General features: G+C 71.3%; 22 protein-coding genes. 5 read left to right on the forward strand and 17 right to left on the reverse strand.

Annotated features, from left to right (window positions below; genetic code table 11):
* Window positions 1-2: 2 nt before the first annotated feature.
* The 8 genes from lptE to P9K36_RS24155 all read right to left on the reverse strand — a co-directional run bounded on the left by lptE (window position 3) and on the right by P9K36_RS24155 (window position 8,220).
* Window positions 3-548 (reverse strand): LPS assembly lipoprotein LptE, encoded by a 546-nt coding sequence (gene lptE / locus P9K36_RS24120; RefSeq protein WP_043346867.1) that lies wholly within the window; start codon window positions 546-548, stop codon window positions 3-5.
* 169 nt (window positions 549-717) lie between these two features.
* Window positions 718-1,674, reverse strand: a complete 957-nt coding sequence (locus P9K36_RS24125) for an AEC family transporter (protein ID WP_043346866.1) — start codon at window positions 1,672-1,674, stop codon at window positions 718-720.
* 107 nt (window positions 1,675-1,781) lie between these two features.
* On the reverse strand, window positions 1,782-4,016 hold the full coding sequence (locus P9K36_RS24130; protein ID WP_043384067.1) for a TonB-dependent siderophore receptor: 2,235 nt from the start codon (window positions 4,014-4,016) through the stop codon (window positions 1,782-1,784).
* A gap of 130 nt (window positions 4,017-4,146) precedes the next feature.
* Complete coding sequence (locus P9K36_RS24135; protein WP_278306109.1) at window positions 4,147-5,025, reverse strand: phosphatase PAP2 family protein; 879 nt, start codon at window positions 5,023-5,025, stop codon at window positions 4,147-4,149.
* A 159-nt stretch (window positions 5,026-5,184) separates the two neighbouring features.
* Window positions 5,185-6,039 (reverse strand): alpha/beta hydrolase, encoded by an 855-nt coding sequence (locus P9K36_RS24140; protein ID WP_043384071.1) that lies wholly within the window; start codon window positions 6,037-6,039, stop codon window positions 5,185-5,187.
* A gap of 40 nt (window positions 6,040-6,079) precedes the next feature.
* Window positions 6,080-6,925, reverse strand: a complete 846-nt coding sequence (gene dapD / locus P9K36_RS24145; protein ID WP_043384148.1) for a 2,3,4,5-tetrahydropyridine-2,6-dicarboxylate N-succinyltransferase — start codon at window positions 6,923-6,925, stop codon at window positions 6,080-6,082.
* Window positions 6,926-6,976: 51 nt separating this feature from the next.
* Entirely contained in the window at window positions 6,977-7,468 is a 492-nt protein-coding gene (locus tag P9K36_RS24150; RefSeq protein WP_043384073.1) for a Crp/Fnr family transcriptional regulator, read from the reverse strand.
* 65 nt (window positions 7,469-7,533) lie between these two features.
* Window positions 7,534-8,220 (reverse strand): response regulator transcription factor, encoded by a 687-nt coding sequence (locus P9K36_RS24155; protein ID WP_043346856.1) that lies wholly within the window; start codon window positions 8,218-8,220, stop codon window positions 7,534-7,536.
* A 375-nt stretch (window positions 8,221-8,595) separates the two neighbouring features.
* On the opposite strand from P9K36_RS24155, the gene P9K36_RS24160 reads away from it, so the two are divergent.
* On the forward strand, window positions 8,596-9,153 hold the full coding sequence (locus P9K36_RS24160; RefSeq protein WP_278306110.1) for a L,D-transpeptidase family protein: 558 nt from the start codon (window positions 8,596-8,598) through the stop codon (window positions 9,151-9,153).
* Between the two features lie 15 nt (window positions 9,154-9,168).
* On the opposite strand, the gene P9K36_RS24165 is transcribed toward P9K36_RS24160, so the two are convergent.
* Window positions 9,169-9,876, reverse strand: a complete 708-nt coding sequence (locus P9K36_RS24165; RefSeq protein ID WP_199807251.1) for a YggS family pyridoxal phosphate-dependent enzyme — start codon at window positions 9,874-9,876, stop codon at window positions 9,169-9,171.
* 437 nt (window positions 9,877-10,313) lie between these two features.
* On the opposite strand from P9K36_RS24165, the gene leuS reads away from it, so the two are divergent.
* Window positions 10,314-12,923: a leucine--tRNA ligase gene (leuS, locus tag P9K36_RS24170; RefSeq protein ID WP_274926632.1), complete on the forward strand. Its 2,610-nt coding sequence runs from the start codon at window positions 10,314-10,316 to the stop codon at window positions 12,921-12,923.
* A gap of 262 nt (window positions 12,924-13,185) precedes the next feature.
* On the opposite strand, the gene P9K36_RS24175 is transcribed toward leuS, so the two are convergent.
* Genes P9K36_RS24175 through P9K36_RS24185 form a run of 3 tightly spaced genes read right to left on the reverse strand, consistent with a single transcriptional unit; the run spans window position 13,186 to window position 15,707 of the window.
* The gene (locus tag P9K36_RS24175; RefSeq protein WP_182592703.1) at window positions 13,186-13,971 is read right to left on the reverse strand and encodes an ABC transporter substrate-binding protein; all 786 of its coding nucleotides are present in this window, start codon (window positions 13,969-13,971) and stop codon (window positions 13,186-13,188) included.
* Window positions 13,972-13,986: 15 nt separating this feature from the next.
* The gene (locus tag P9K36_RS24180) at window positions 13,987-14,757 is read right to left on the reverse strand and encodes a TerC family protein (protein ID WP_278306111.1); all 771 of its coding nucleotides are present in this window, start codon (window positions 14,755-14,757) and stop codon (window positions 13,987-13,989) included.
* Window positions 14,754-15,707 (reverse strand): lipid kinase, encoded by a 954-nt coding sequence (locus P9K36_RS24185; protein WP_043346841.1) that lies wholly within the window; start codon window positions 15,705-15,707, stop codon window positions 14,754-14,756. The genes P9K36_RS24180 and P9K36_RS24185 overlap by 4 nt, the downstream gene beginning before the upstream one ends.
* A gap of 305 nt (window positions 15,708-16,012) precedes the next feature.
* On the opposite strand from P9K36_RS24185, the gene P9K36_RS24190 reads away from it, so the two are divergent.
* The 3 genes from P9K36_RS24190 to P9K36_RS24200 all read left to right on the forward strand — a co-directional run bounded on the left by P9K36_RS24190 (window position 16,013) and on the right by P9K36_RS24200 (window position 19,373).
* Window positions 16,013-16,885 (forward strand): hypothetical protein, encoded by an 873-nt coding sequence (locus P9K36_RS24190; protein ID WP_278306112.1) that lies wholly within the window; start codon window positions 16,013-16,015, stop codon window positions 16,883-16,885.
* Between the two features lie 171 nt (window positions 16,886-17,056).
* Window positions 17,057-18,328 carry a hypothetical protein gene (locus P9K36_RS24195; RefSeq protein WP_043384087.1) on the forward strand — a complete coding sequence of 424 codons (1,272 nt, stop codon included), beginning with the start codon at window positions 17,057-17,059 and terminating at the stop codon, window positions 18,326-18,328.
* A 4-nt stretch (window positions 18,329-18,332) separates the two neighbouring features.
* On the forward strand, window positions 18,333-19,373 hold the full coding sequence (locus P9K36_RS24200; RefSeq protein WP_278306113.1) for an aldose epimerase family protein: 1,041 nt from the start codon (window positions 18,333-18,335) through the stop codon (window positions 19,371-19,373).
* A 122-nt stretch (window positions 19,374-19,495) separates the two neighbouring features.
* Here P9K36_RS24200 and P9K36_RS24205 read toward each other — a convergent pair whose 3' ends face one another.
* From P9K36_RS24205 to P9K36_RS24225, 5 genes are all read right to left on the reverse strand, one after another.
* The gene (locus P9K36_RS24205; protein WP_043384093.1) at window positions 19,496-20,212 is read right to left on the reverse strand and encodes a hypothetical protein; all 717 of its coding nucleotides are present in this window, start codon (window positions 20,210-20,212) and stop codon (window positions 19,496-19,498) included.
* 24 nt (window positions 20,213-20,236) lie between these two features.
* Complete coding sequence (locus P9K36_RS24210) at window positions 20,237-20,581, reverse strand: hypothetical protein (RefSeq protein WP_278306114.1); 345 nt, start codon at window positions 20,579-20,581, stop codon at window positions 20,237-20,239.
* Window positions 20,582-20,595: 14 nt separating this feature from the next.
* Window positions 20,596-21,015, reverse strand: a complete 420-nt coding sequence (locus P9K36_RS24215) for a hypothetical protein (RefSeq protein WP_043384098.1) — start codon at window positions 21,013-21,015, stop codon at window positions 20,596-20,598.
* Between the two features lie 125 nt (window positions 21,016-21,140).
* The gene (locus P9K36_RS24220; protein WP_043346830.1) at window positions 21,141-21,659 is read right to left on the reverse strand and encodes an Hsp20/alpha crystallin family protein; all 519 of its coding nucleotides are present in this window, start codon (window positions 21,657-21,659) and stop codon (window positions 21,141-21,143) included.
* A 121-nt stretch (window positions 21,660-21,780) separates the two neighbouring features.
* A complete protein-coding gene (locus tag P9K36_RS24225) occupies window positions 21,781-22,263 on the reverse strand; it encodes an Hsp20 family protein (RefSeq protein ID WP_043346827.1) in 483 nt (160 codons plus the stop codon).
* Window positions 22,264-22,396: the final 133 nt, after the last annotated feature.

Genomic DNA, 22,396 nt, shown 5'->3' on the forward strand with positions numbered 1-22,396 from the left:
GATTACGGCTTCGTCGAGAGCACGGCGGCGAGGCGGCTCTTGATCTGATCGGACAGCACGCTCGCCAGCCGGATCTCGGCGTCCCGCGCCGCCCGTTGGCTGGCGAAGCGCTGGACCGAGCGATCGTAGGTCGCGGTCGAGGTGGCCACGCCCTCGGTATAGACCTTGGCGCCGCTCATATCCTCGAGGCTGTACTTGATGTTGGCCACCAGGGTGCCGGCCTCGGCGCGGCCGGTGGTTGAGGAGACGATCGGGGTCTGCACGATCTCGGAGCCCGAGAGCTTCAGCCGGTAGCGCTTGGTCGCCGGATGACCGGACCCGTCGAGATCGAAGACCAGTTCGCTGCGCAGGTAATGGCCGAGGCGCTCCTGCCCCTGGGCCATCGCCACGTCGTCGACCTGGACCGAGGCGAGCAGCGCCTGGACGGACTCGCCCGATGCGGTCGGCCCGTAGAGCGGCCGAAAGCAGGCCGAGAGGCTCAGCGCCAGGCCGGTCGCGCAGGCGAGGCGGACGATCCGCCCCGCGATGGAAACTCCCGAACCCACCATCCGCCGTCGTTCCGCCCCCGCTTGTCGGATCGTTCTAGCGCGGACACGGCATGCCGCGCCACGACGCTAGGGGTCAAACGTTACGATTCCTCTGCGGCAAGAGCGTGATCGTCCGGTTTCCGAATGTCATGCCGCGGCGGGAGAGAAATCCGATGACCGGCCGCAAATCCTAGGCGATCGCCGACAGGTAGGCCGAGACCGTGACGATCGCCAGCACCGTCGAGACCAGCACCACGGTGGCGGTCAGGTCGGCCTCGCGCCGATAGAACTCCGCCAGCATGAACGGTCCGGTGCCGGTGGGGAGGGCGGCCATGAGCACCGCGGTGTGCAGCAGGAGCGGGGGCAGGTCGAACAGGTAGCGGCCGAGGCCGTAGGCCAGCAGCGGATGAAGGGCGAGCTTGAGGCCGACGAGGAGCGCGGCGGTCCGCCCCTGCCCGCCGCCGGCGTGACGGGTCTGGGCCAGGAACAGGCCGAGCGCCACCAGGGCGCAGGGCGCGGCTGCGCCGCCGAGGAGCTTCAGGAAGGTCTCCGCGGATTCCGGCACGGTCAGTCCGGCACTCGGCACCAGGGCGCCCAGCGCCGGCGCCACCAGAAGCGGGTTGCGCATGAGCGAGCGGCCGACCGACCGCCAGACGGGCATGCGGGGCCCGCTCCGGCCCGACGCGGCCGCCTCGCGCCGCAGCCCGGTCTCGATCAGCACGATGGCCACCGCGAACACGCCGCAGACCGTCAGGATCGCCGCCACCGTGGTGGGGGCGAGCGCCTCGGGCCCGAAGGCGACCAGCGCCAGGGGGAACCCCATGAAGCCGGTATTGGCGTAGCCGGCGTTGAGCCCGTCCACCGCGGCATCGGCCAGCGGCCGCCCCTCCCCGCGCCGGATCAGCACGGTGAGGGCGAAGACCGCGAGACTGCTGAGACCGAAGGCGCCGATGAAGCCGGGCTTCCAGATGGCGCTCCAATGAGCGTGGGCGGTGACGTCGAACAGGAGGGCCGGCAGGGCCAGGAAGACCACGAACCGGTTGAGTTCGGTGGTGGCGGCGGCGCCGAGCACGCCGATCCGGCGGGCCAGCCAGCCGGCGAAGATCAGCGCGAAGATCGGCAGCACGACCAGCACGGTCGAGAGCATGGCGGGTCCGGGTCGGAGGACGATGCTCCGGCCTTAGGACGGTTTGCGGGGCCATCTCCAGTGCCGGGGGCGGGGACCTGCCATGCCGCGGCCCCGGCTCACAGGACCTACCAGCGGTAGATCAGGCTGCCGATGACTGTCGCGGGCGCGCCGCGATAGCAATTCCCGAACGCGCAGGTGTTATAGGTCCGGTCAAAGATATTGTAGGCGTTAACCTGCGCGCGCAGCCCCTGATACTTCGGATCGATCGCCGCGAAATCGTAGGCCACCAGAGCGTCGTAGAGCGTTACAGTCGGGTTCCGCACTGTATTGTCGTCGTCAGCGAAGCTCGTGCCGATGTAGCGGATGCCACCACCCACCGTCAGCCCGCGCAACGGCGAATATGTCGGGAACGCGTAGGTCAGGAACGACGTGTAGGTGTCGCTGGGGATGCCAGAAACGCGGTTTCCATCCTGCGTGGCGCCCGTAAACGAGGTCTGGCTCAGGAAGCGGAAATCCAGGTGGGTGTAGGCGATCGTCAGGTTCGTGCCCGGAGCGAGGTTGGCCGTGGCCTCGGCCTCGAAGCCGCGGGACCGCACGGAGCCGGTGGCCGCCTGGAAGGCGAGGTTGGTCGGGTCAGTCCGCAGGATGCTCGACTGCACGATGTCGAATCCCGCGAAAGCGGTCTGAATGTTGGTCCCGGGGATCAGGTACTTTACACCCGCCTCGATCTGGTCACCCGTCGCCGGCTTGAAAGCTTGGCCGCGCACATCCGTGCCCACCTGCGGCGTGAAGGTCGTGGCATAGCTGGCATAGGGCACGAGGCCGGGCGCCAGGAGATAGTTCAGGCCGACGCGGCCGGTGAAGGCGGTGTTGTCCTGGCTCGTCACCGCGCTGACGGGTGAGGTCCGGTTATCCTGGAAGACCCAGTCATGACGGCCGTTCAGCGTCAACACGAAGTCGCCGAACTTGGCCTGATCCTGGAGGTAGACGCCGATCTGGTCCTGGGCTTGGCGCGTCGGGCTCGCGAGAACGGGTGTCGGGATGAATTGTTGGCCGTAATTCTGGGTGATTAGGTTGAGAGACGGCGCAGAACCGGCGCCGAACCGGTTGCTCAGGCCATAATGGGCGTAATCCACACCAGCCACGAGGGTATGGGAGATCGGGCCCGTGGTGACGTGCGCCTCGAGCTGGTTATCCAGAGTCTGCTGGACCAGTCCCTCGCGGATGTAGCCGGTCGATCGGGTACCGATGGTGCGTGCCTCGTTGATCGAATCGATTCCGGTGTACTTCGCGCTCAGGAAGACCCCGTAGTGCCGAAAGTTCTGACGGAAGATCAGGTCGTCCGAAAAGCGATGCTCGAAAGCGTAGCCGACACGGTATTGCGTCTGATCGAGCCCGGCAAAGCGGGGGTCGCCGCTGTAATACTTGGTAACGCGGAAGCCGGGATCATTGTAGTAGAACACCGTCGCCGGCGTATTCCGGACCTGAAATTCGCTCAGAAACGTGAAGGTCGTATCGGCCGAGGGCTTCCACGTGAAAGCGGGGGCGATGTTGAGCTGGTCGTCGTTCGTGCCGCGGCCGATGAAGGTCCCCGCCTCCCGACGCACACCCGTCAGGCGGTAAGCCATGGTGCCGCCGGTGCCCTCGATCGGTCCGCCGAGATCGAAATTGCCCTGGAAGCGATCAAAGCTCCCCGACTGGAACCAGACTTCGCCGAACGGCGCGAAGACCGGCCGCTTCGACGTGGCGTCGAGGATGCCACCCGGTGAACCGAGACCGTACAGGCCGGAGGCCGGTCCGCGCAGAACGGTGACGGATTCCAAGCCATAGGGCTCGATGCGCGGGAAGATGAAGCCGCTCCCGATCTGACGCAGGCCGTCGCGATAGGTGCCCTGGTTGGAGAGCACATCGAAGCCGCGGATGAAGATCTGATCGAAGCGCGGGTCGAAGCCGGACACGTTGATGGTCGCGCCTGGAACGTAGGCGAGCGCGTCGCTGAAGCTCTGCACATTGCGGTCGTTGAGCTGCTCGCGGGTGACCACGGAGACCGATTGCGGGGTCTCGATCAGGGGCGTGTTGGTCTTCGTGGCGGTCGGGCTCACCCGCGCCACGTAGCCGGTGATGCCGGAGGGCCCGCCGCCGCCGCCGCTGGTGGCGGCGCTGCCGCCGTCACCGCCGCTGACATTGCCGCCGCCGCCGCCGGATCCCGTCGGAGCCGCCACGGCCGGCCGGGCGGCCTCCACGGAGATCTCGTTGAGCTGCACGGCGGTCTCTTGCGCGGCAGCCGCCGGGGCGAGGGCAATCGTGGTCAGCGCCGTGGTGGCGAGCAGCAGGCCGGACTGGGCGATACGGAATGACATCGGAGACCCCGAAACGCGCCCTTACGCGGCGCCTGGGGTCCACGTACCATCGTTCACGGGTCCTTGAGCAAGCCGAAAACGTGTTGTAAATCACACACTTAGAAGACTTCAAATCTGGAACGGTTCGAGCCTAGAACTCGAGCGGCGGCTCCCGCAGGGCGTCGGCCTCCCGGGTACAGGTGGCCTGATCCGGTACCGTCCCGGCGCCCGCCATGGCGCTCCGGAGCTCGGCCCGAGCCCGGTCGAGGTCCGCCCGGAAGGTTGCATCCCCCATCAGGGCGGCGAAGACCGCGGTGCCGGTGAGGCGTCCCGCCGCCACGTCGCTGAGCCAGTGCACGCCGCAGACGATCCGGCTCTCGCCATAGGCCCGGCCGCGGGTCAGGATCGGCGTCGCCTTCTCGGGAACCAGGGATGCAAGGATCAGCGCGTAGGCCCACCCCTGGGTGGCGTGCCCGGAGGGATAACTGAAGCTGTCGGCCAGGGCCTGGCTGCGCTGCACGCAGATCGGCGCCTCGTTGCCCACGAACGGGCGCAGGCGTCGGTAATGGACCTTGGGGCCCCGCGTCGCCCGGGCGAGGTCGAGGCGGGCGCGCTCCAGGAGGTTGATCACCGCCGGCACCCGCGCCTGATCGATCCGGGTGCCGAGGACGCAGGCGAAATTCTCCAGCACCGCCGCCGCGCCCTCCGCGACGTCGTTGGCGGCCAGGTCCCAACGGGCCGTTCCCTTGAGGACACGGGTGCTGTTGAAGGCCGCCCGGTCGGCCTTGTCGAGGGGCGCGTCGTGGGCCGGCGGGGCCGGCAGGATCTGGACGGCGTCCGGCACCGCCGCGTCCGCCAGGTAGGGCTTCACGGCCGGCTTGCCGGGCTTCAGCGTCTCGGCGCCCAGGGACGGGGCTGCAGGGGTCATCGCCGGGGGGGGGTGGGGCGCATCCTCAGCCCGGGCCGCGACGGCCAGGAGGAGGGCGAGGGCGGCCGGGGCGAGGAGGGGCAGGGACGGCGTGCGCAGCATCGGATCCGGGGCTCTATCGGATGGAATCTGCGGGGCGCGCCCGCTGCCGGACGAACGGCTCAGCCGGCCCATCCAGTCCCTGCACAGGCGCCCTCTTCTGTCCAGGGTGACGGTGCCGATCCGCGCCGACTGTCACGCGTGATCGCGCCCCCGCCGCATTCACGCCGCCCGGATCGCGGCGGCCACGGCGCCCGGATGCTCCTCGTGCGGGCTCAGGGCGCCGGGGATCGCGGCGCCGGTCACGCGGCCGCCGGCGATGAGGGCGTCCATCTCGGCGCCCGAGCGCCGGGGTGCGCCCTCGGGCCGCAGCACCAGGGTCGGCGGCAGGCCGTCGCCGAACAGGGCCAGGAAGGCGTCGCGGCTGCCCACCGGATCGAGGCCTCCGGTGACGAAGGCGGCGGTGCCGAAGCGGCCGTTGCGCTGGCGGGTGATGGCGTGCTTGTCGCGGATCAGAGCCGGGGTCACCCGGGCGGCGTCGGCATAGACATGGGCGCGCATCATCCGGCCGATGATCGGTGGGCTGATGTTGATGCGGTAGAGCGCCTCGCCGAGGAGCGGCGCCTCCACGGCGCGGCGGATGCGCGGGAACCAGTGCGCCCGTCCCGGCATCGCGGTGGGCAGCGGCCCCCGCCAGGTCGGCGCCACCAGGACCAGGCGCGCGAAGGCCTGCGGATGGCGCCGCGCCGCCGCCACGAGGTAGCCGGCGGCATGGCCGGCCGCGACGCCGAGCGCGTACGGGCCGGGGGCAGCGGCGAGCAGGGCGTCGAGGAAGGCGTGGAAGGTCGCGGGGGCGAGGGGCACCCGCGTCCGCGGCCGGGCGCCGAAACCGGGCCAGTCGGGCACGAGGCAGCGATACGCGGTTCCCAGGTCGCGGGCGAGGTCCCGCATCTCGGCGCGCGCCGAGATGGTCGACAGGGCCGGGAGCAGGAGGGCGTCGGGCCCCGCTCCGAACACGTCGCAGGGGGTCGGCACCGGCCGGCCCGCCACCGTGAGGTTCAGCTCCAGCGTCTCCATCGCGCTCCCGCCAAGCACGCTCCCGCCCAGTCTCAGGACATCAGGTGCGCAGCAGCTCGTTGATGGCGGTCTTCGACCGGGTGCCGGCATCGACGCGCTTGACGATCACCGCGCAGTAGAGGCCCGGGCCGGGCGATCCGTCCGGAAGCGCCTTGCCGGGCATCGTGCCCGAGACGACCACGGAGTAGGGCGGCACGCGGCCGTACATCACCTCGCCGGTGGTCCGATCGACGATCTTGGTGGAGGCGCCGATATACACGCCCATGGACAGGACGCTGCCCTGGCCGACGATGACGCCCTCCGCCACCTCGGCGCGGGCGCCGATGAAGCAATCGTCCTCGATGATCACCGGGTTGGCCTGGAGCGGCTCCAGCACGCCCGCGATGCCGGCGCCGCCGGAGATGTGGCAGTTCTTCCCCACCTGCGCGCAGGAGCCGATCGTCACCCAGGTGTCGACCATCGTGCCCTCGCCCACATGGGCGCCGAGATTGACGAAGCTCGGCATCAGCACGGCACCGGGGGCGATGTAGGAGCCCCGGCGGACGAAGCAGCCCGGCACGGCGCGCAGGCCCGCGGCGCGGAACTCGGCCTCGCCCCAGCCGGCGAATTTCGACGCGACCTTGTCCCACCAGGGCGCGCCGCCGGGGCCGCCCTCGATCGTCGCCATGTCGTTGAGGCGGAAGGAGAGCAGCACCGCCTTCTTCAGCCACTGGTTGACCACCCAGTCGTGGTTGCCGCTCTTCTCGGCGACCCGTGCCTTGCCCGAATCGAGCAGCTCCAGGGCCGTCTCGACCGCCTCGCGCACCGCCCCCTGGGTGGCGGTCGAGATGTTGGCGCGGTCTTCCCAGGCGGCTTCGATGGTCTGGGCGAGATCGGAATGGGGCAGGCCGGCCTGGGACATGGAACGGGTCAGAACTCTTGCGGCGGGAGCCCGTGCTTACAAGCGGCCATCGGAGCTGTCACCTGAGGAGATGCCGTCGATGACCTCGAGGAGCCCGCGCACCTGATCGAGATCGGTCACCAGCCCGGCGAGGTCGTCCGCCAGGGTGTCGTGGACGGCCTGCGCGGCCGCGGGGAATTCCTCCAGCACCCGGCGCATCAGCATCGGCGTGATGCGCATCACCGCGGCGCTCCCCTCGGCCCGGGCCTCGGTCGGGCGGGTCCCGCGCACGAACAGGGCGAGCTGGCCGATCAAGGCGGAGCGCCCGGCCCGCACCGGCTCGGCGCCCGGGGACCGGGGTGCCAGCCGGATCGTCCCGGCCATCACCACGAAGCCGCCATCGGCCGGATCGCCGCGGGAAAACAGCAGGTCGCCGTCCGCGAGGTCGCGGCGCTCCGCCGCGAAGGTCAGCAGGCGCAGGGCATCCCGGTCGAGGAAGCCGAACAGCGGTGCGGCCGCGAGGATCGCGATGTCGTCGTCGAGCCCCAAGAACGCCTCACCACCCTGCGCATACGCGAACCTGCCGGATCGCCTACACGTAAAGCTTCAATTCGTCAGGGCAGCAACTTGTATCCGCCCCCCTCGGTCACGAGGATCGCGGCGGTGGCGGGGTTCGGCTCGATCTTCTGGCGCAGCCGGTAGATATGCGTCTCCAGCGTGTGCGTGGTCACCTGGGCGTTGTAGCCCCAGACCTCGGCGAGGAGGGTGTCGCGGTTCACCACGGCCCGGCCCGCCCGGTAGAGGAAGCGCAGGATCGCGGTCTCCTTCTCGGTGAGCTTCAGCTTCGAGCCGCGCTCGCCGACGAGGAGCTTGGCCCCCGGCCGGAACGTGTAGGGGCCGATCTGGAACACCGCGTCCTCGGAGGCCTCGTGGCTGCGCAGGTGGGCGCGGATCCGGGCCAGCAGGATGCCGAACTTGAACGGCTTGGTGACGTAGTCGTTGGCGCCGGCCTCCAGCCCCTCGACATGGTCCGCCTCGGAATCCTGGGCGGTCAGCATGATCACCGGGCCGCGGAAGCCGCCGGCCCGCATCCGGCGCACGGCCTCGCGCCCGTCGAGGTCGGGCAGGCCGACATCCATCACGGCGAGGTCGATGCGCTCGGCGGCGACCCGTCGGATCGCGTCCGTGGCGTTGGCTTCGGTGAAGACCGTGAACTCGTCGCAGAGATCGAGCTGCTCGGTGAGGGTATCGCGCAGGATCGCGTCGTCGTCGCAGATCAGCAGGCGGTAGGCATTCGGCATCGTCCGGGGCCCCAGAGCAGGCTGCGGGAGAGGCGGGGGCCGCCTGCCGGGTGCAGCATGCGATGACGTCAGGATCTCGGCAGGATCGCGGCGCGACTCTACCGAGGCTTGTGTTTCCGCATCCTTTCGCCGCCGCGGCAATCGCCGCGGTGAACGGGCTGCGGGATCGGGGCGCACCGCTTCAGGATCAAGGCGTCGGACCCCACGGCGAGGCGGTGGGCTGGCTCCCGAATCCCGGCTCGGCGGCCCGGGTTCAACCGAGAAATAGAGCGCCCTTTGTGGCCGGAAGTTGCCTTGCGCGCAATTTTTCACCGGTTCGGAGTACGGATCTCGGGCATAAGGCGCGCCGGACCGGGTGGATTCGGGAGGACGGAGATGCGGCGGCCGAGCAGGGGACCCGTCCGCCTGACCCTGGGGGACATCCGCGTGCGGGCCACGGTGGGGGACCGGCGGCGCGGTCAGCTTCTCGTCGGCCCGGCGGTGATCCCCTGCGCCCTCGGGGCGGGCGGGATCGTGATCGACAAGCGCGAGGGCGACGGCGGCTCGCCGCGCGGGCGCTTCCGCCTGCGGGCCGGCGCCTACCGGCCCGATCATCTCGGGATCCGGCCGCGCACGCTGCTGCCCCTGCGGGCGACCCGGCCCGACGACGGCTGGTGCGACGAGAGCCGGGACCGCCGCTACAACCGGCCGATCCGCCTGCCGGCCCCCGGGATCAGCGCCGAATCGATGTGGCGCGGCGACGGGCTCTACGACGTGGTGATCGATCTCGACTACAACCGCGCCCCGATCCGGAAGGGGCGGGGCTCGGCGATCTTCCTGCACATCGCCCGGGACGGCTACCGCCCGACGGAGGGCTGCGTCGCCCTGGCCCGGGCCGACCTGCTGCGGCTGCTGCGCCGCCTCGGGCCGGGGACGCATCTGCGGATCGGCTGAGGCCCGACCTCAGGCTCAGGCCTTCCGGGTCCGGGCCCCGAAGATCGCGGTCCCGACCCGGACATGGGTGGCGCCGAGCTGGATCGCCGCGGGGAAATCCGCGCTCATGCCCATGGAGAGGATCGGCAGGTTGTGGGCCTTCGCGAGCCGGGCCAGCAGGGCGAAATGGGCCGAGGGCGGATCCTCCGCCGGCGGGATGCACATCAGCCCCTGAATGGCGAGGCCGTGGGTCTCCTGGCATTCGGAGAGCAGGGTGTCGAGTTGATCCGGGAGCACGCCGCCCTTCTGCGGCTCTGCGCCGGTATTGACCTGGATCAGAAGCTTCGGCGTCCGGCCGGACCGGTCGATCTCCTTGGCCAGCGCCGCCGCGAGCGACAGCCGGTCGAGGGAGTGGATCACGTCGAACAGGGCGACCGCCTCCCGGGCCTTGTTGGATTGCAGCGGCCCGACGAGGTGCAACTCGACATCCGGGTAGCGGGCCCGGAGGTCCGGCCATTTCGCTACGGATTCCTGGACGTAGTTCTCGCCGAAGACCCGCTGTCCGGCCTTGAGCGCCGGCAGGATGCCCTCGGCCGGCACGGTCTTGGAGACGGCCACGAGCTGGACCGTGGCCGGATCGCGCTCCGAATCCTCGGCGGCCCGGGCGATGGCCGCCCGGACCTCGGCGAGACCCGCGGCGACATCGGCCTGCCCCACCGGAAGCTTCGCGGTCACATGCCCCATCCCGTCGGTGGGAGGCGCGCTGGGTTCGGTCTTCGCGTCGTCCATGGCCTTGCCTGTCCTGTCGCTGCCGGGCGGCGGCCCGTGCATCCCCGCTGCCGTGATTCTCGAGGGGACGGTCATCCTGTCCAACCCCCTCATCCTGAGATGCCGGAGCGCCGCGGAGGCCTCGAAGGAGGGTCCCGGCGGTCCGCCACCCTGCAGCCCGCCGTCGAGGCGGCGGCGCCGCGTCTCAGGATGAGGGGGTTGGATGGGATCGCTCCGGCGCGACCCCGCCTCATGTCCCGCCTCTCCCTGTCCGACCTATGCGTTCGCGCGCCCCGCGCAAGCCCGAATCGCGCGCTGCGTTGACCGGCTGCGGCGCAGATATGCTATCGCGGCGCGACCGTGCCGTGGTCATCCTTCGGAATGACCGACGAGCCCCTGACCCAGCCGGATCCATGACCAGCACCGCCCCCCAGCCCGTCGAGCGCTACAACGCCAAGGATGCCGAGCCGCGCTGGCAGGAAGCCTGGGCTGAGAGGCGCCTGTTCGAGACCGACAATTCCGACAGCCGTCCGAAATACTATGTTCTTGAGATGTTCCCCTATCCGTCGGGGCGCATCCACATGGGCCATGTCCGCAACTACGCGATGGGCGACGTCGTCGCCCGCTACAAGCGCGCCCGCGGCTTCAACGTGCTGCACCCGATGGGCTGGGACGCCTTCGGCCTGCCGGCCGAGAACGCCGCCATGGAGCGCAAGGTCAACCCACGGGACTGGACCTACGCCAACATCGCGTCGATGCGCGACCAGTTGAAGGCCATGGGCCTGTCGCTGGACTGGAGCCGGGAGATCGCGACCTGCGATCCCGACTATTACAAGCATCAGCAGCGCATGTTCCTGGATTTCTTGGCGAAGGGCCTCGTGACCCGCCGCACCGCCAAGGTGAACTGGGACCCGGTGGACCACACCGTGCTCGCCAACGAGCAGGTGATCGACGGGCGCGGCTGGCGCTCCGGCGCCCTGGTGGAGCAGCGCGAGCTGACCCAGTGGTTCTTCAAGATCACCGACTTCGCCGAGGACCTGCTGACCGCGCTGGACGGGCTGGACCGCTGGCCGGAGAAGGTCCGGCTGATGCAGAAGAACTGGATCGGCCGCTCGGAAGGCCTGGAGGTTCTTTTCGCACTTGTTCCGGATGCCCACGCCGCAGCTGCTCAACCTGCGGCGGATGGGGTCCTCCGTGACATCAAGGTCTACACCACGCGGCCCGACACCCTGTTCGGCGCCAAGTTCCTCGCCGTGGCCGCCGATCATCCGCTGGCGGCAGCGGTTGCCGCAACAAACCCCGCTCTCCAGGCCTTCATCGAAGAATGCCGGCGCACGGGCACGGCCCAGGCGGCGATCGACACGGCGGAAAAACTCGGCTTCGACACCGGCCTCACCGTCCGCCATCCCCTGGACCCGTCCTGGACGCTGCCGGTCTACGTGGCGAATTTCGTGCTGATGGAATACGGCACCGGCGCGGTGTTCGGCTGCCCGGCGCACGACCAGCGCGACCTCGATTTTTCGAACAAGTACGGGCTCGGCAACACGCCGGTGGTCTGCCCCGAGGGGCAGGATCCGGCGACCTTCGTCATCACCGACACCGCCTATGTCGAGGACGGGCGGATGATCAATTCGCGCTTCCTCGACGGCATGAGCACCGGGGAGGCCTTCGAGGCCGTGGCGCGGCGCCTGGAAGGGGAGGGGATCGCCAAGCGCAAGGTCCAGTTCCGCCTGCGCGACTGGGGCGTCTCCCGCCAGCGCTACTGGGGCTGCCCGATCCCGATCATCCACTGCGAGTCCTGCGGCCCGGTCCCGGTTCCGGTGTCCGACCTGCCGGTGAAGCTCCCCGAGGACGTCTCCTTCGATCAGCCCGGCAACCCGCTGGAGCGCGACGCGGCGTGGCGGAACGTGCCCTGCCCGCAATGCGGCGCGCCGGCCCGGCGCGAGACCGACACGATGGACACGTTCGTCGATTCGTCCTGGTACTACGCCCGCTTCACCGCGCCCTGGCTCACGGACGCGCCCACCGACCGCGCCGTGGTCGATCGCTGGCTGGCGGTGGACCAGTATATCGGCGGCATCGAGCACGCGATCCTGCATCTGCTCTACGCCCGGTTCTTCATGCGGGCGATGCGCGAGACCGGCTGGGCCGGCGTCTCCGAGCCCTTCGCCGGCCTGTTCACGCAGGGTATGGTCGTCCACGAAACCTACAAGGACGCGGCCGGCGCCTGGGTGCCCCCGGCCGAGATCCGCTTCGCCACGGAGGAGGGCGAGCGCCGCGCGTTTCACGTGAAAACTCAGGCGCCGATCACGATCGGCGCCATCGAGAAGATGTCCAAGTCGAAGAAGAACGTGGTCGACCCCGACGACATCATCGCGAGCTATGGGGCCGACACGGCGCGCTGGTTCATGCTCTCCGACTCGCCGCCGGAGCGCGACGTGATCTGGACCGAGGAGGGCGTGCAGGGCGCGGCCCGCTTCGTCCAGAAGGTCTGGCGGCTGGTCAACGCGGCCGTACAGGCGACCGGCGACGGCGCCGCGGACCTGCCCCTGCGCAAGGCCGCCCACCGGGCGCTGGCCTCCGTGCAGGACGATATCGAGCGCCTGCGCTTCAACCGCTGCGTCGCCCACATCTACACCCTGGCCAACGCCCTGGAGGATGGCCTGCGCGGGCCGGTCTCGGGACAAGCGGCGCGGGAGGCCGCCGGCATCCTGGTCCAGCTCATCGCCCCGATGATGCCGCACCTCGCCGAGGAGTGCTGGTCCGTCCTCGGCCGCGGCGGCCTCGTGGCCCAGGCGCCCTGGCCCGAGACCGAGGCGGGGCTCCTCGTCGAGGACGAGATCACCTTGCCGGTCCAGATCAACGGCAAGAAGCGTGCGGACGTCACCGTGCCGCGCGATGCCGACGCCAAGGCTGTGGAGGCCGCGACCCTGGCGCTGGAGGCGGTCCAGAAGGTCCTGGAGGGCAAGGCGCCCCGCAAGGTCATCGTCGTGCCGGGGCGGATCGTGAACCTGGTGGTGTGAGGCGTCGATCTGCCGATCCCATCGGGAATCGACTCCATCCCACCCTCCATCCTCATCCTGAGGTGCCGGAGCGCAGCGGAGGCCTCGAAAGAGAGCTCCCGCCAGCCGGGCGATCCCGGGTGCCCTCCTTCGAGGCCCGCCGACGCGGGCACCTCAGATGGGGCACGGGTGAGTTAAGCGAATTCCAGGGCGAGGACGGCTCTGCCGGGCCTCTGTCACAGCGCCGGGTTGACGAAGGCCTCAGCGCGCCGCGTGACGCACCTCAAGGCGCCGCCAGCTCCGGGTCCTGCCCGCTGGCTTCCAGACCGCGCCGCACCAGTCCGTCCCGCTTCGCCTGCGCGATGAACGCGGCGAGGTAGGCGGCCCCGGCCGCGCGTCCGACCGGCAGGCCCATGGCCTGCGGGATCTCCATGAAGTGCCCCGGCAGCAATCGCACCTCCGGATGCGCCGCCGCGTAGGCGGCCAGCGGCTGATGCACGCCCGCCGCCACCTCCAACCCGTCCCGCGCGAAGGCCGTCACCGCCTCGGCCGAGGTCGGTGCCCGCACCAGGGCCGCGTGCGTCAGGGCGCGGGTCAGGAACAGGTCGTAGGCGCTGCCGCGCCCCACCGAGACGCGCACGCCGTCGCGATCCACCGCCTCCGGGGACCGGAGCGGCGAGGCGGCCGGCACGAGGTAGCTGCCGGCGATCAGCACGTAGGGCTCGGTGAAGCTGATCCCCTCGGCGCGCTTGGGGTCGATCGCCAGGAAGCAGATGTCCCAGGTTCCGGAGCCCGCCGAGCCCGAAACCGCGCCCGCTCCCGGATAGGTGATGAACGCCACCGGCACCCCGAGCCGCGCCGCCAGGGCCCGGGCCAGATCCACCGAGACCCCCGCGGGCCCGTCCGGGCCTCCCTGAGCGAGCACCGGGTTGCCGAGATTGATCGCCGCCCGGAGCGTGCCGGTGGGGGCGAGGTCGTGCAGGACCGTCGGATCGGGTGCCATCGGTCTCGTCTCGGCATGTGCGGCGGCGGGGAGCAGCAGGAGGAGGAGGGCTGCGCGGATCCACATGACGGTCGCTCCGCCTCAGGCGCGCCGCGCCGGCCCGGTCGACGCGGGGACACCGTCCCGGGCGGGACGGCGGCGCCGGCGGGCCAGCATGTTGAGGCCCTCGACGCCGGCCGAGAAGGCCATGGCCGTGTAGACGTAGCCCTTCTGCACATGCGCGCCGAACCCCTCGGCGATCAGCGTCATGCCGATCATGATCAGGAAGCCGAGCGCCAGCATCACCACGCTGGGGTTTCGGGCGATGAAGGCCGAGAGCGGCTCGGCGGCGACCAGCATCACCACCACGGCGACCACCACCGCCACCATCATCACCGGCACGTGCTCGGTCATGCCCACCGCGGTGATGATCGAGTCGACGGAGAAGACGAGGTCGAGGAGCAGGATCTGGCCGATCGCCGCGCCGAAGCCCAGGCTGCCCCCGGTTGGCCTGTCCGTCTCGGGCTCCGGATCCACCGTGTGGTGGATCTCCTTGGTGGCCTTCCACAGCAGGAACAGGCCGCCGCCGATCAGGATCAGGTCGCGCCAGGAGAAAGCCTGGCCGAGCACCGCGAAGACCGGTTCGGTCAGCTGCACGATGAACGCCACGGTGCCGAGCAGCCCCAGCCGCAGGATCAGCGCGAGCCCGATGCCGATACGCCGCGCCCGGGTCTGCTGATCGGCCGGCAGCTTGTTGGTCAGGATCGAGATGAAGATCAGGTTGTCGATCCCGAGCACCACCTCCATCACCACCAGGGTGGCGAGGGCGGCCCAGACGGCCGGCTGGCTCGCGAGTTGGAGCAGGTCGGTCACAGGCTGGGGGCCTCACTGGTCGGGAACAAGCGGCTGCCCAGGGTGGTGAGGTCGAACGGGCTGGGGCCGCGCACCGGCTCGGGAGCCAGCACCCGCAGAATCTGCGGGAAGACCTTGAAGTGGGCGGGTGTGTGCGTGGTCAGCTCGCCGTCGGTGTTCACCGGCCGGGGTCTGCGGGTGGAGAGGCGGATCTCCTGCGCGTGGAACGCCCGCACGTCGGCCGCCCGTCCATGCGTGCCCCGCCGAAGCGCCGGGAGCAGGGTGATGAGCCGCCACCAGTGATCGATCTCCAGGCTGTAGAAATCCAGCTTGCCGTCATCCACCGCGGCCATCTCCTCGACGGTCATGCCGCCGCCGTAGTGGCGGCCATTGCCCACCGAGACCTGGATCGTGGTGACCTTCTCCACCGTGCCGTCATGCTCGATCGTCACGGTGAAGGGCCGGACACGGCGCAGCACGCGGACAGCCGCGACCGCGTAACCGAGCACGCCCCAGGTCTTCTTGGATTCCGCCGTGAGTTCGCCGGCGAGTTCGGCGGAGAAGCCGATGCTCGCCACGTTGAAGTAGTAGTGGCCGTTGACCCAGCCGAGATCCACCGGCCGCGCCTCGGCGGCGGGGATGAAGCGGGCGGCCGCCAGGGGATCCAGCGGCAGGTTGAGGGAGCGGGCGAGGTCGTTGGCCGTGCCGAGCGGCAGGATGGCGAAGGGCAGGCCGGCCTCCACCAGAGCCGGGGCGGCGTAGTTCATGGTGCCGTCGCCGCCGCCGAGAATCACGAGGTCGACCGCGCCGGCGCGGTCGCGGATGACATCCCGGCAATCGGCCTCCGGCGACGGCTCCTCCGGCTCGATCCCGCCCTCCCGCAGGATGGCGCGCACCTCGTCGAGATCCAGGGCGCCATTGCGGGCCTTGGCGTTACAGATCAGCAGGGCCCGGCGCTGGCGCGTGCTCATCGTGTGCGTCCGGGACGGGTGCCGGACAGCGTTTCGGTCTCAGGTCGGGCCAAGGGATCCTCGGTGCACGGCGGCAAGGGGGTGCCAGGGGAACGCGGGAACGGCGAAAGGCCGAGACTGTCCCCGACTTGGTACCCAAACGCACGAACGCAACCCCATCATCCCCGCAATCCAGGGCTGGCCGCCGCCGCGCAGTCGGGCAGGATGTGATGCGCGCCCGAAGCCCCCGTGGAACCCCGCACTCACGCAGGCGCGTTCTCTCCCAGTCCGCCCCCCAGTCCGCCCCGGCCGCCAGGAAGGCACCGATGCCCGCCATACGTCCCGCCCGTCCCCAGGCCCTCGTCCTGGGCTTGGTCCTGCCGCTCGCCATCGTGGGCTCTGCCGTGGCCCAGCAGCCGGGTGCTGCGGGCGGGGGCGGCTGGGTGGATCCGCCCCCGCGGGCGGCCGCGCCCGTTGCGGCTGCCCCGAAGGCCCCGCTCAAAGCCGCAGGCCCTCAGACCCAGGAGCCCGTCACCGCTCAGGCGAAAGCCCCGCCCGAAGGCGGGCGCGGCGCCGAGCCGCTCCGGCAGGCCGCCAGACCGGAACCGGGGGAGGATGCCCTGCCGAAGGCTGCGGCGACGCGGGGGCCGGGACCGAAGCGGGCCGCCGCCCTGGAGCGCCCGCCGGTCCGGGAATCCCTGCACCATCACGCGCGCCCTCAGCACCGGCTCGCCGAGACGCCGGCCGCGATGGTCCCGGCATCCGGCGCCTCGGCCGAGCGCGTCGCCGCCGCCCGGGCGCTGGCCACGAGCTACCTCGCCACCGTCTCGGGTTCGAGCGACACGATGGTCGATGCCGCGACCCGGTTCTACGCGACCCGCGTGCGCTTCTATGGGCGGCCGATCACCACGGCGGGCCTCGTGGCCGAGAAGCGCAGCTTCGTGCAGCGCTGGCCCGAGCGTCGCTACGAGCCGCGGGCGATGCGCGCCGCCTGCGATGCCGAGACCTGTACGATCCGCACGATCGTCGATTTCCGCACCGCCAATCCGGGGCGCGGCGCCGTCTCCAGCGGCGAGGCCGAGCTGATCCTGGAGGTCGGCTTCGCGGGCACGCGACCCTACATCCTCGGCGAGACCGGTCGCGTCCTGCGGCGGAGCATCCAGGCCGGAACCCTGGCCGCTTCGCCCGGCAAGGCGTAAGAGCCCCGAATCATGGTCCGCCGCCTCGCGGCGGGCAGGGGCGTGCGAGGTGGTGCGTCATGGGATCGGTCCCGGTGCTCGGGCGTTCCGTGAGGCGCCCCGGGCGGGCTTCGTCGGGAGGCGCGGCCGGGCCTCCTTCACGCGGCGCGCGGTGATGCCGGGATCGGGTGTATGACGTCTTCGATGGTGGTGGGGAAACAGGCGGCGGAGCCGGCGCGTCCGGCCCTCGACGGTCCCGGCCGCCTCGCCCTGCGCGAGGCAATCCGGGCCGAGATCGCGCGGGCGCGCCCGCGCCCCGTGGCGGTTCGGACCCTCGAGCTCCTGGCCGAGGCCGCCTGCACCCCCGATGAGGCGGGAACCGGCCTCCGCGTGCTCGATCGACACGGTGCCGTGCGCCTGCGGGACGACACGTCCGAGCCGATGACCCTCGTGGATCTCGTGGCGGACCTGCGCGCCCGGCATCCGGCCCTGTTCCTGCCGCCCGAGCCCGAACCCGAATCGGCGCCGGAGGCCGCCGACGAGGCCCGCGATTCGTCCCTGCTGAGCGGCGCCTACGAGATGAAGGCCGCCACCGCGCGCTTCGTCGAAACCCAGTCCGAACGGGCCCGCTCCCTGGCGGAGCGCTCCTCCGAGCAGGGTCGGGTGCTGGCGCAGAGCGCCGCCGGCCGGTTCGCCACCCTGCGGACGAGCCTGCGCGGCCGGTTCGCCCGTCCCGCGACGGTCCGGACCGACGCGGCCACGGGGGCGAGCCCGGGGGTCGATCCGGCAACGGCCTGGAACAGCGGCCCCGGCCGCGTCGGAGAGTCCCTCCGTGACGGCTTCGGCCGTCTGCGCGACCGGTTCGGCCGCGGCGGAGACGGCGCGGACGAGGGCGCACGCCGGCAGCGCCGCCTGCTCCTGGGCGCCAGTGCCGGCACCCTGGCGGCGGTGATCGCCGCGGGCCTCGTCCTGGAGGGCCGTGCGCCCGATCCCGCGCGCCCCGCGGCCCCGGCCGCGCCCCGAACGGAGGCCCCGAACGGCGCCACCCCGAACAATCCCTCCTCCGGCGCCCCGGCGGCAGCCCCCGACACGGTCACGCCGCCCCCCGAAACCGGAGGCGAGTCCGAGCCCGACGCGCCGCTGCCGCCGAATGCCGTGACGGGACAGGCCCAAGTCATCGATACCGCGACCCTCAAGGTCGGCGGCAAGGTCGTGCATCTGTTCGGCGTCGAATGGGTGCGCGGCGGCCAGGCGGAGGAGTTGGCCCGGTACATCGGCAACCGGCCGGTGACCTGCCAGCCCGCCCCCGGCAGCACGACCATGAATTGCCTCGTGGACGGGCGCGACCTCTCCGAGGTGGTGCTGTTCAACGGTGGCGGTCGCGCCTCGCCGGAGGCGAGCCCCGAACTGGTCGCGGCCGAGGATCACGCCCGGAGCGAACGGCTCGGCGTCTGGAAGCGCTAGACCGATGCCGGCCGAAGCGTTCGGCACCACCGCGGATGGACGGCCGGTCACCCGCCATGTCCTGAGCCGGGACGGTCTGCGCGTCGCCATCATCGATTTCGGCGCGGCCGTCACGGCGATCGAGGTGCCCGACCGCGCCGGCCATTCGGCCAACGTCGTCCTCGGCCTCGACACCCTCGCGGCCTACGAGACGCTGAGCCCGAGCTTCGGCGCCATCGTCGGCCGCTACGCCAACCGCATCGCGGGCGGGCGCTTCAGCCTCGACGGGCAGAGCTATCGCCTGCCTGTGAACGAGGCGCCCAACACCCTCCACGGCGGCCCGGACAATTTCGGCCGGCGCCTGTGGCGGGCGGACCTCTCCGAGGCGACGCGCCTCATCCTGAGCCGCCGCTCCCCGGACGGGGAAGAGGGATTTCCCGGCACCCTCGATGTCCGCGTGACGTACAGCCTTCCGGAGGACGGCGTGCTGCGCATCGATTACGCCGCCGTCACCGACCGGCCGACGGTCGTGAACCTCACCAACCACAGCTACTTCAACCTCGCCGGGGAGGGGACGGGCAGCGTCCTCGGCCACATCGTGCAGGTCGAAGCGGACGCATTCGCGCCGACGGACGCGACCCAGATCCCCACCGGCGCGCTCCAGCCGGTCGCCGGGACGCCGTTCGACTTCCGCACGCCCCGGGCCCTGGAGACCCGGATTCGCGAAGGGGACCTGCAGCTCGCCTACGCCAAGGGCTACGATCACACCTTCGTCCTGCGCGGCGCCGCAGGGACGCTGCGGCCGGCCGCGACCTGCATCGCCCCCGGCAGCGGGCGCCGGCTCGACGTCTGGACCACACAGCCGGCGCTGCAGCTCTACAGCGGCAACAATCTCGACGGGCGGCTGATCGGGCCCTCCGGACGCATCTACCGGTCCGGGGACGGCGTCTGCTTCGAGACGCAGGGCTTTCCGGATGCGCCGAACCAGCCGGCCTTTCCCTCCGCGGTCCTGCGGCCGGGCGAGACCTTCGCGGCGACGACGGAGTTCCGGTTCTCGGTGGTGTGAGGGCGCGTCGCGCCAGCCTCACGCCTCCGTCAGGGCGCATACCGCCGGGCCGCAGCGCCCTGAGGGCCGAAGCCTGGATCGATCCGGGACCGGCCGATCCGGTCTGACGGCTGGCTCCGGCCTCACGCGGCCTGCGGGCGTCCCCGCAGGCCGGGGATCGCGGCGGCCGGCGCGGCGGGATGCGGACGCCGCGTCTCGCCGAGCGCCAGTAGGGCAACCGTCACGGCGTCGAGCCGGGACAGCTCGCCATCGGCCATGCCCTCGGCGGCGGCGACTTCCTTCAGGTACTCGTCCCACGCCCAGCGCCGCAGGATTTCGCGCTTGCAGCTGGGCAGCAGCCGGGGATGATCGAGGACCGCGGCCGGCGTGACGAACACCGCGGCCGGGTTGACCAGGGCTCGCTCCAGATCCGGCAGCCCCTCCGTCACGCGATCGTCCGCGGAACGACCCTGCGCCGTCGCGCGGACCTGCACGGGCGCCGCGTCCCGGTTCGAGCGCCAGACCCGCACAGTGCCTGGCCGACCACGTCGGTCCGCCGGGTCGGGCGCGGGCCTGTCGGGGCGGCTCCGGCCCGGGGCAGAGGCTGCCGCCCGCTCCCCTGTCGGGCCTGTCGGCGCCTCCTCCGTGGCGGGCGTGCCGGTCTCGCCGGTCCAGCCCATCGGCGGCCCGATCTCCGGAGGCGTCGCCCGCTCGACGGCGAGGCCGCCCCTCTCGGCCCGGGCGCGGCCGGATGTCTCGACGGAGCGCCCGCCGTGGCGGATCGGCGCCCGGCGGCCGGCGCGCCTCGTTGCGCCCGCGGGCGGCGTGTCGTCTCCGAGTCCGATCGTACGATCCTGCATGGTTGCCTCCCTGTTGAGGCGCGCTCAGCCGCCGAAGAGACCAAGCCGCGCCGCCGATTGCACGCCGAAGCTCGCCGCGAACGAGAGCAGCGCGGCGTCCCAGGCAGTCAGATGCGGGGTGTTGGCCGGCGGCCCGGCCTGCGTGATCGCAAGACCGAGCCACACGAAGCCCGACAGGCTCAGCAGCACGGCCAGCACCCAGGGCAGGGCCGGTGACGGGCAGAGCGCGGCCAAAGTGACGCACAGCGCGGCGGACAGGATCCAGCGGCCCAGCACGGCCCCGTAGGTCGCCTGCCCCGGCCCGCCACGCCGGCCGTGCCGCAACCGGGATACGTGCCTGTGCCCACCCCTCAGGTCGAAGGTTGCCATCGGACGCCTCCGGCTCAGTTCAGCTGAGGCTCGCGCCCGGTCGGACCGCGCCGCCAGCGGCGGGTGAACGCCGCGGGGACGAGCGGCTTGGGCGGCGCCGGAGAGACGGGCGGGGCCGAACCCTCGTCGAGCGCCTGGAGCGCGTCCAGGATCGCGTCGAGCGGCACGGGCTCGGCCCGGCAACCGGGCAAGCAGCGCAGCGCCGGACAGGACTCGACCGCCCGTGCGTCCGAGGCCCAGGAGGCCAGGATCGCCCGCTTCTCGGCGTGCGACAGGCCCGGATAGCGCAGCACCTCGCGGGGATGCCGGAAGACGTCGCCCGGCGCCACGAAGGCGTCGAACGGCTCGACCGCCTGCGGTCTCAGGGTGGCGGCCGCCACCGGACCGAGGCGCTCGATCTCGGGATGGATGGACGTCGTATCGATCGGCTGCATGCAACCCTCCTCGCCGTGAGTAAAGGCAGGGGCAGCCGGCACGTTGGGACGCACCGGCGGCCGCATCATGCGTTCAGGTCTGCGGCCGCCGGGGCGGCCGCAGGCAAGGTCGATCCAAAGCCGGCTCAGTGCTTGGCGGCCGGCGCGCCGGTAGCGTTGATCGCGATGCGCCGACGGCGTTCCGGCGCCTCGGCGGCCCGCGGCAGCGTCACGGTGAGCACGCCGTTGCGGAACGTCGCCTCGGCCTTGTCCTCCTCCACCGGCACGGGGAGGGCGATCGACCGCTCGAAACGGCCGTAGCTGCGCTCGGAATAGCCGCGCGCCCTGTCGGTGGTCTCGGCACGCTTCTCGCCCTTCAAGGTCAGGACACCGTCCGCGATGAGGAGTTCGACGTCCTTCTCGTCGAGGCCGGGAAGCTCGGCGGAGACGCGCAGCGCCCCGTCCGCCTCCACCAGCTCGACCTGCGGCCAGCCGATGCCGCGGCTCGCGAGGCTCGGCACGCCGCCGAACCCGCTGAACACGTCGTCGAACAGGCGGTTCATCTCCCGGTGCAGCGTCAGGAACGGGCTGGCCGGCTCCTGCGACAGGGCGGTGGGCGCCGGGGCCGTGCTGCGGCTCCAGGGAATCAGATCTCTCACGCTCATGGTCCATTCTCCAGCGCATGCGATGCAGTCGTGGGAACAGGCCCGCGGCGGGTCCGCGGACCCGTGAGGGATGTCATGCGTGTCGGCATGGGGTGCCCGGACGCGCGGCCCGGGCCGCCGATCAGGCTGCCTTGGCGTCGCGGGCGATCTGAGCCGGGGCGTTGTCCTGGCCGGACGCCGCCGTCGTGCCACCGATGGCGATGCGGCGGGGCTTGAGCGCCTCCGGCACCTCGCGCTTCAGCGCGACGGTGAGCAGGCCGTTCTCCAGGGACGCGCCCACGACCGTCACGTGCTCGGCCAGATTGAAGGTCTGGCGGAAGGTGCGCGCCGCGATGCCGCGGTGGAGGTAGTGCCTCTCGCCCTCCTGGGCGGCCTTCTGACCGGACACCAGGAGCGTGGTGTCCTGCTGGGTCAGCTCGATCTCCTCGGGCGTGAAACCCGCCACCGCCATGGTGATGCGATACTGGTCCTCGGCGACCTTCTCGATGTTGTAGGGCGGCCAAGCGGCCGAAGGCTCGACGCGCTCAGCCTGATTGAGCAGCTCGAACAGGCGGTCGAACCCGATGGACGACCGGAACAGGGGCGAAACGTCGTAAGTCCTCATAACCACATCCTCCGACGAGCAACGTGACTACAAGCGACGCCGGACACCGTGTCCGGCGCCCTCACCGCGAGCCCGTTTCCGGGCCTCGCACGCGCGTAACGTGCCGGGTGAGGACGGGTTCCAGGCCGAGCGA

Origin of the sequence: Methylobacterium sp. 391_Methyba4, assembly GCF_029691625.1 — a bacterium.
In the GTDB taxonomy this organism is placed as follows: Bacteria; Pseudomonadota; Alphaproteobacteria; order Rhizobiales; family Beijerinckiaceae; genus Methylobacterium; species Methylobacterium fujisawaense.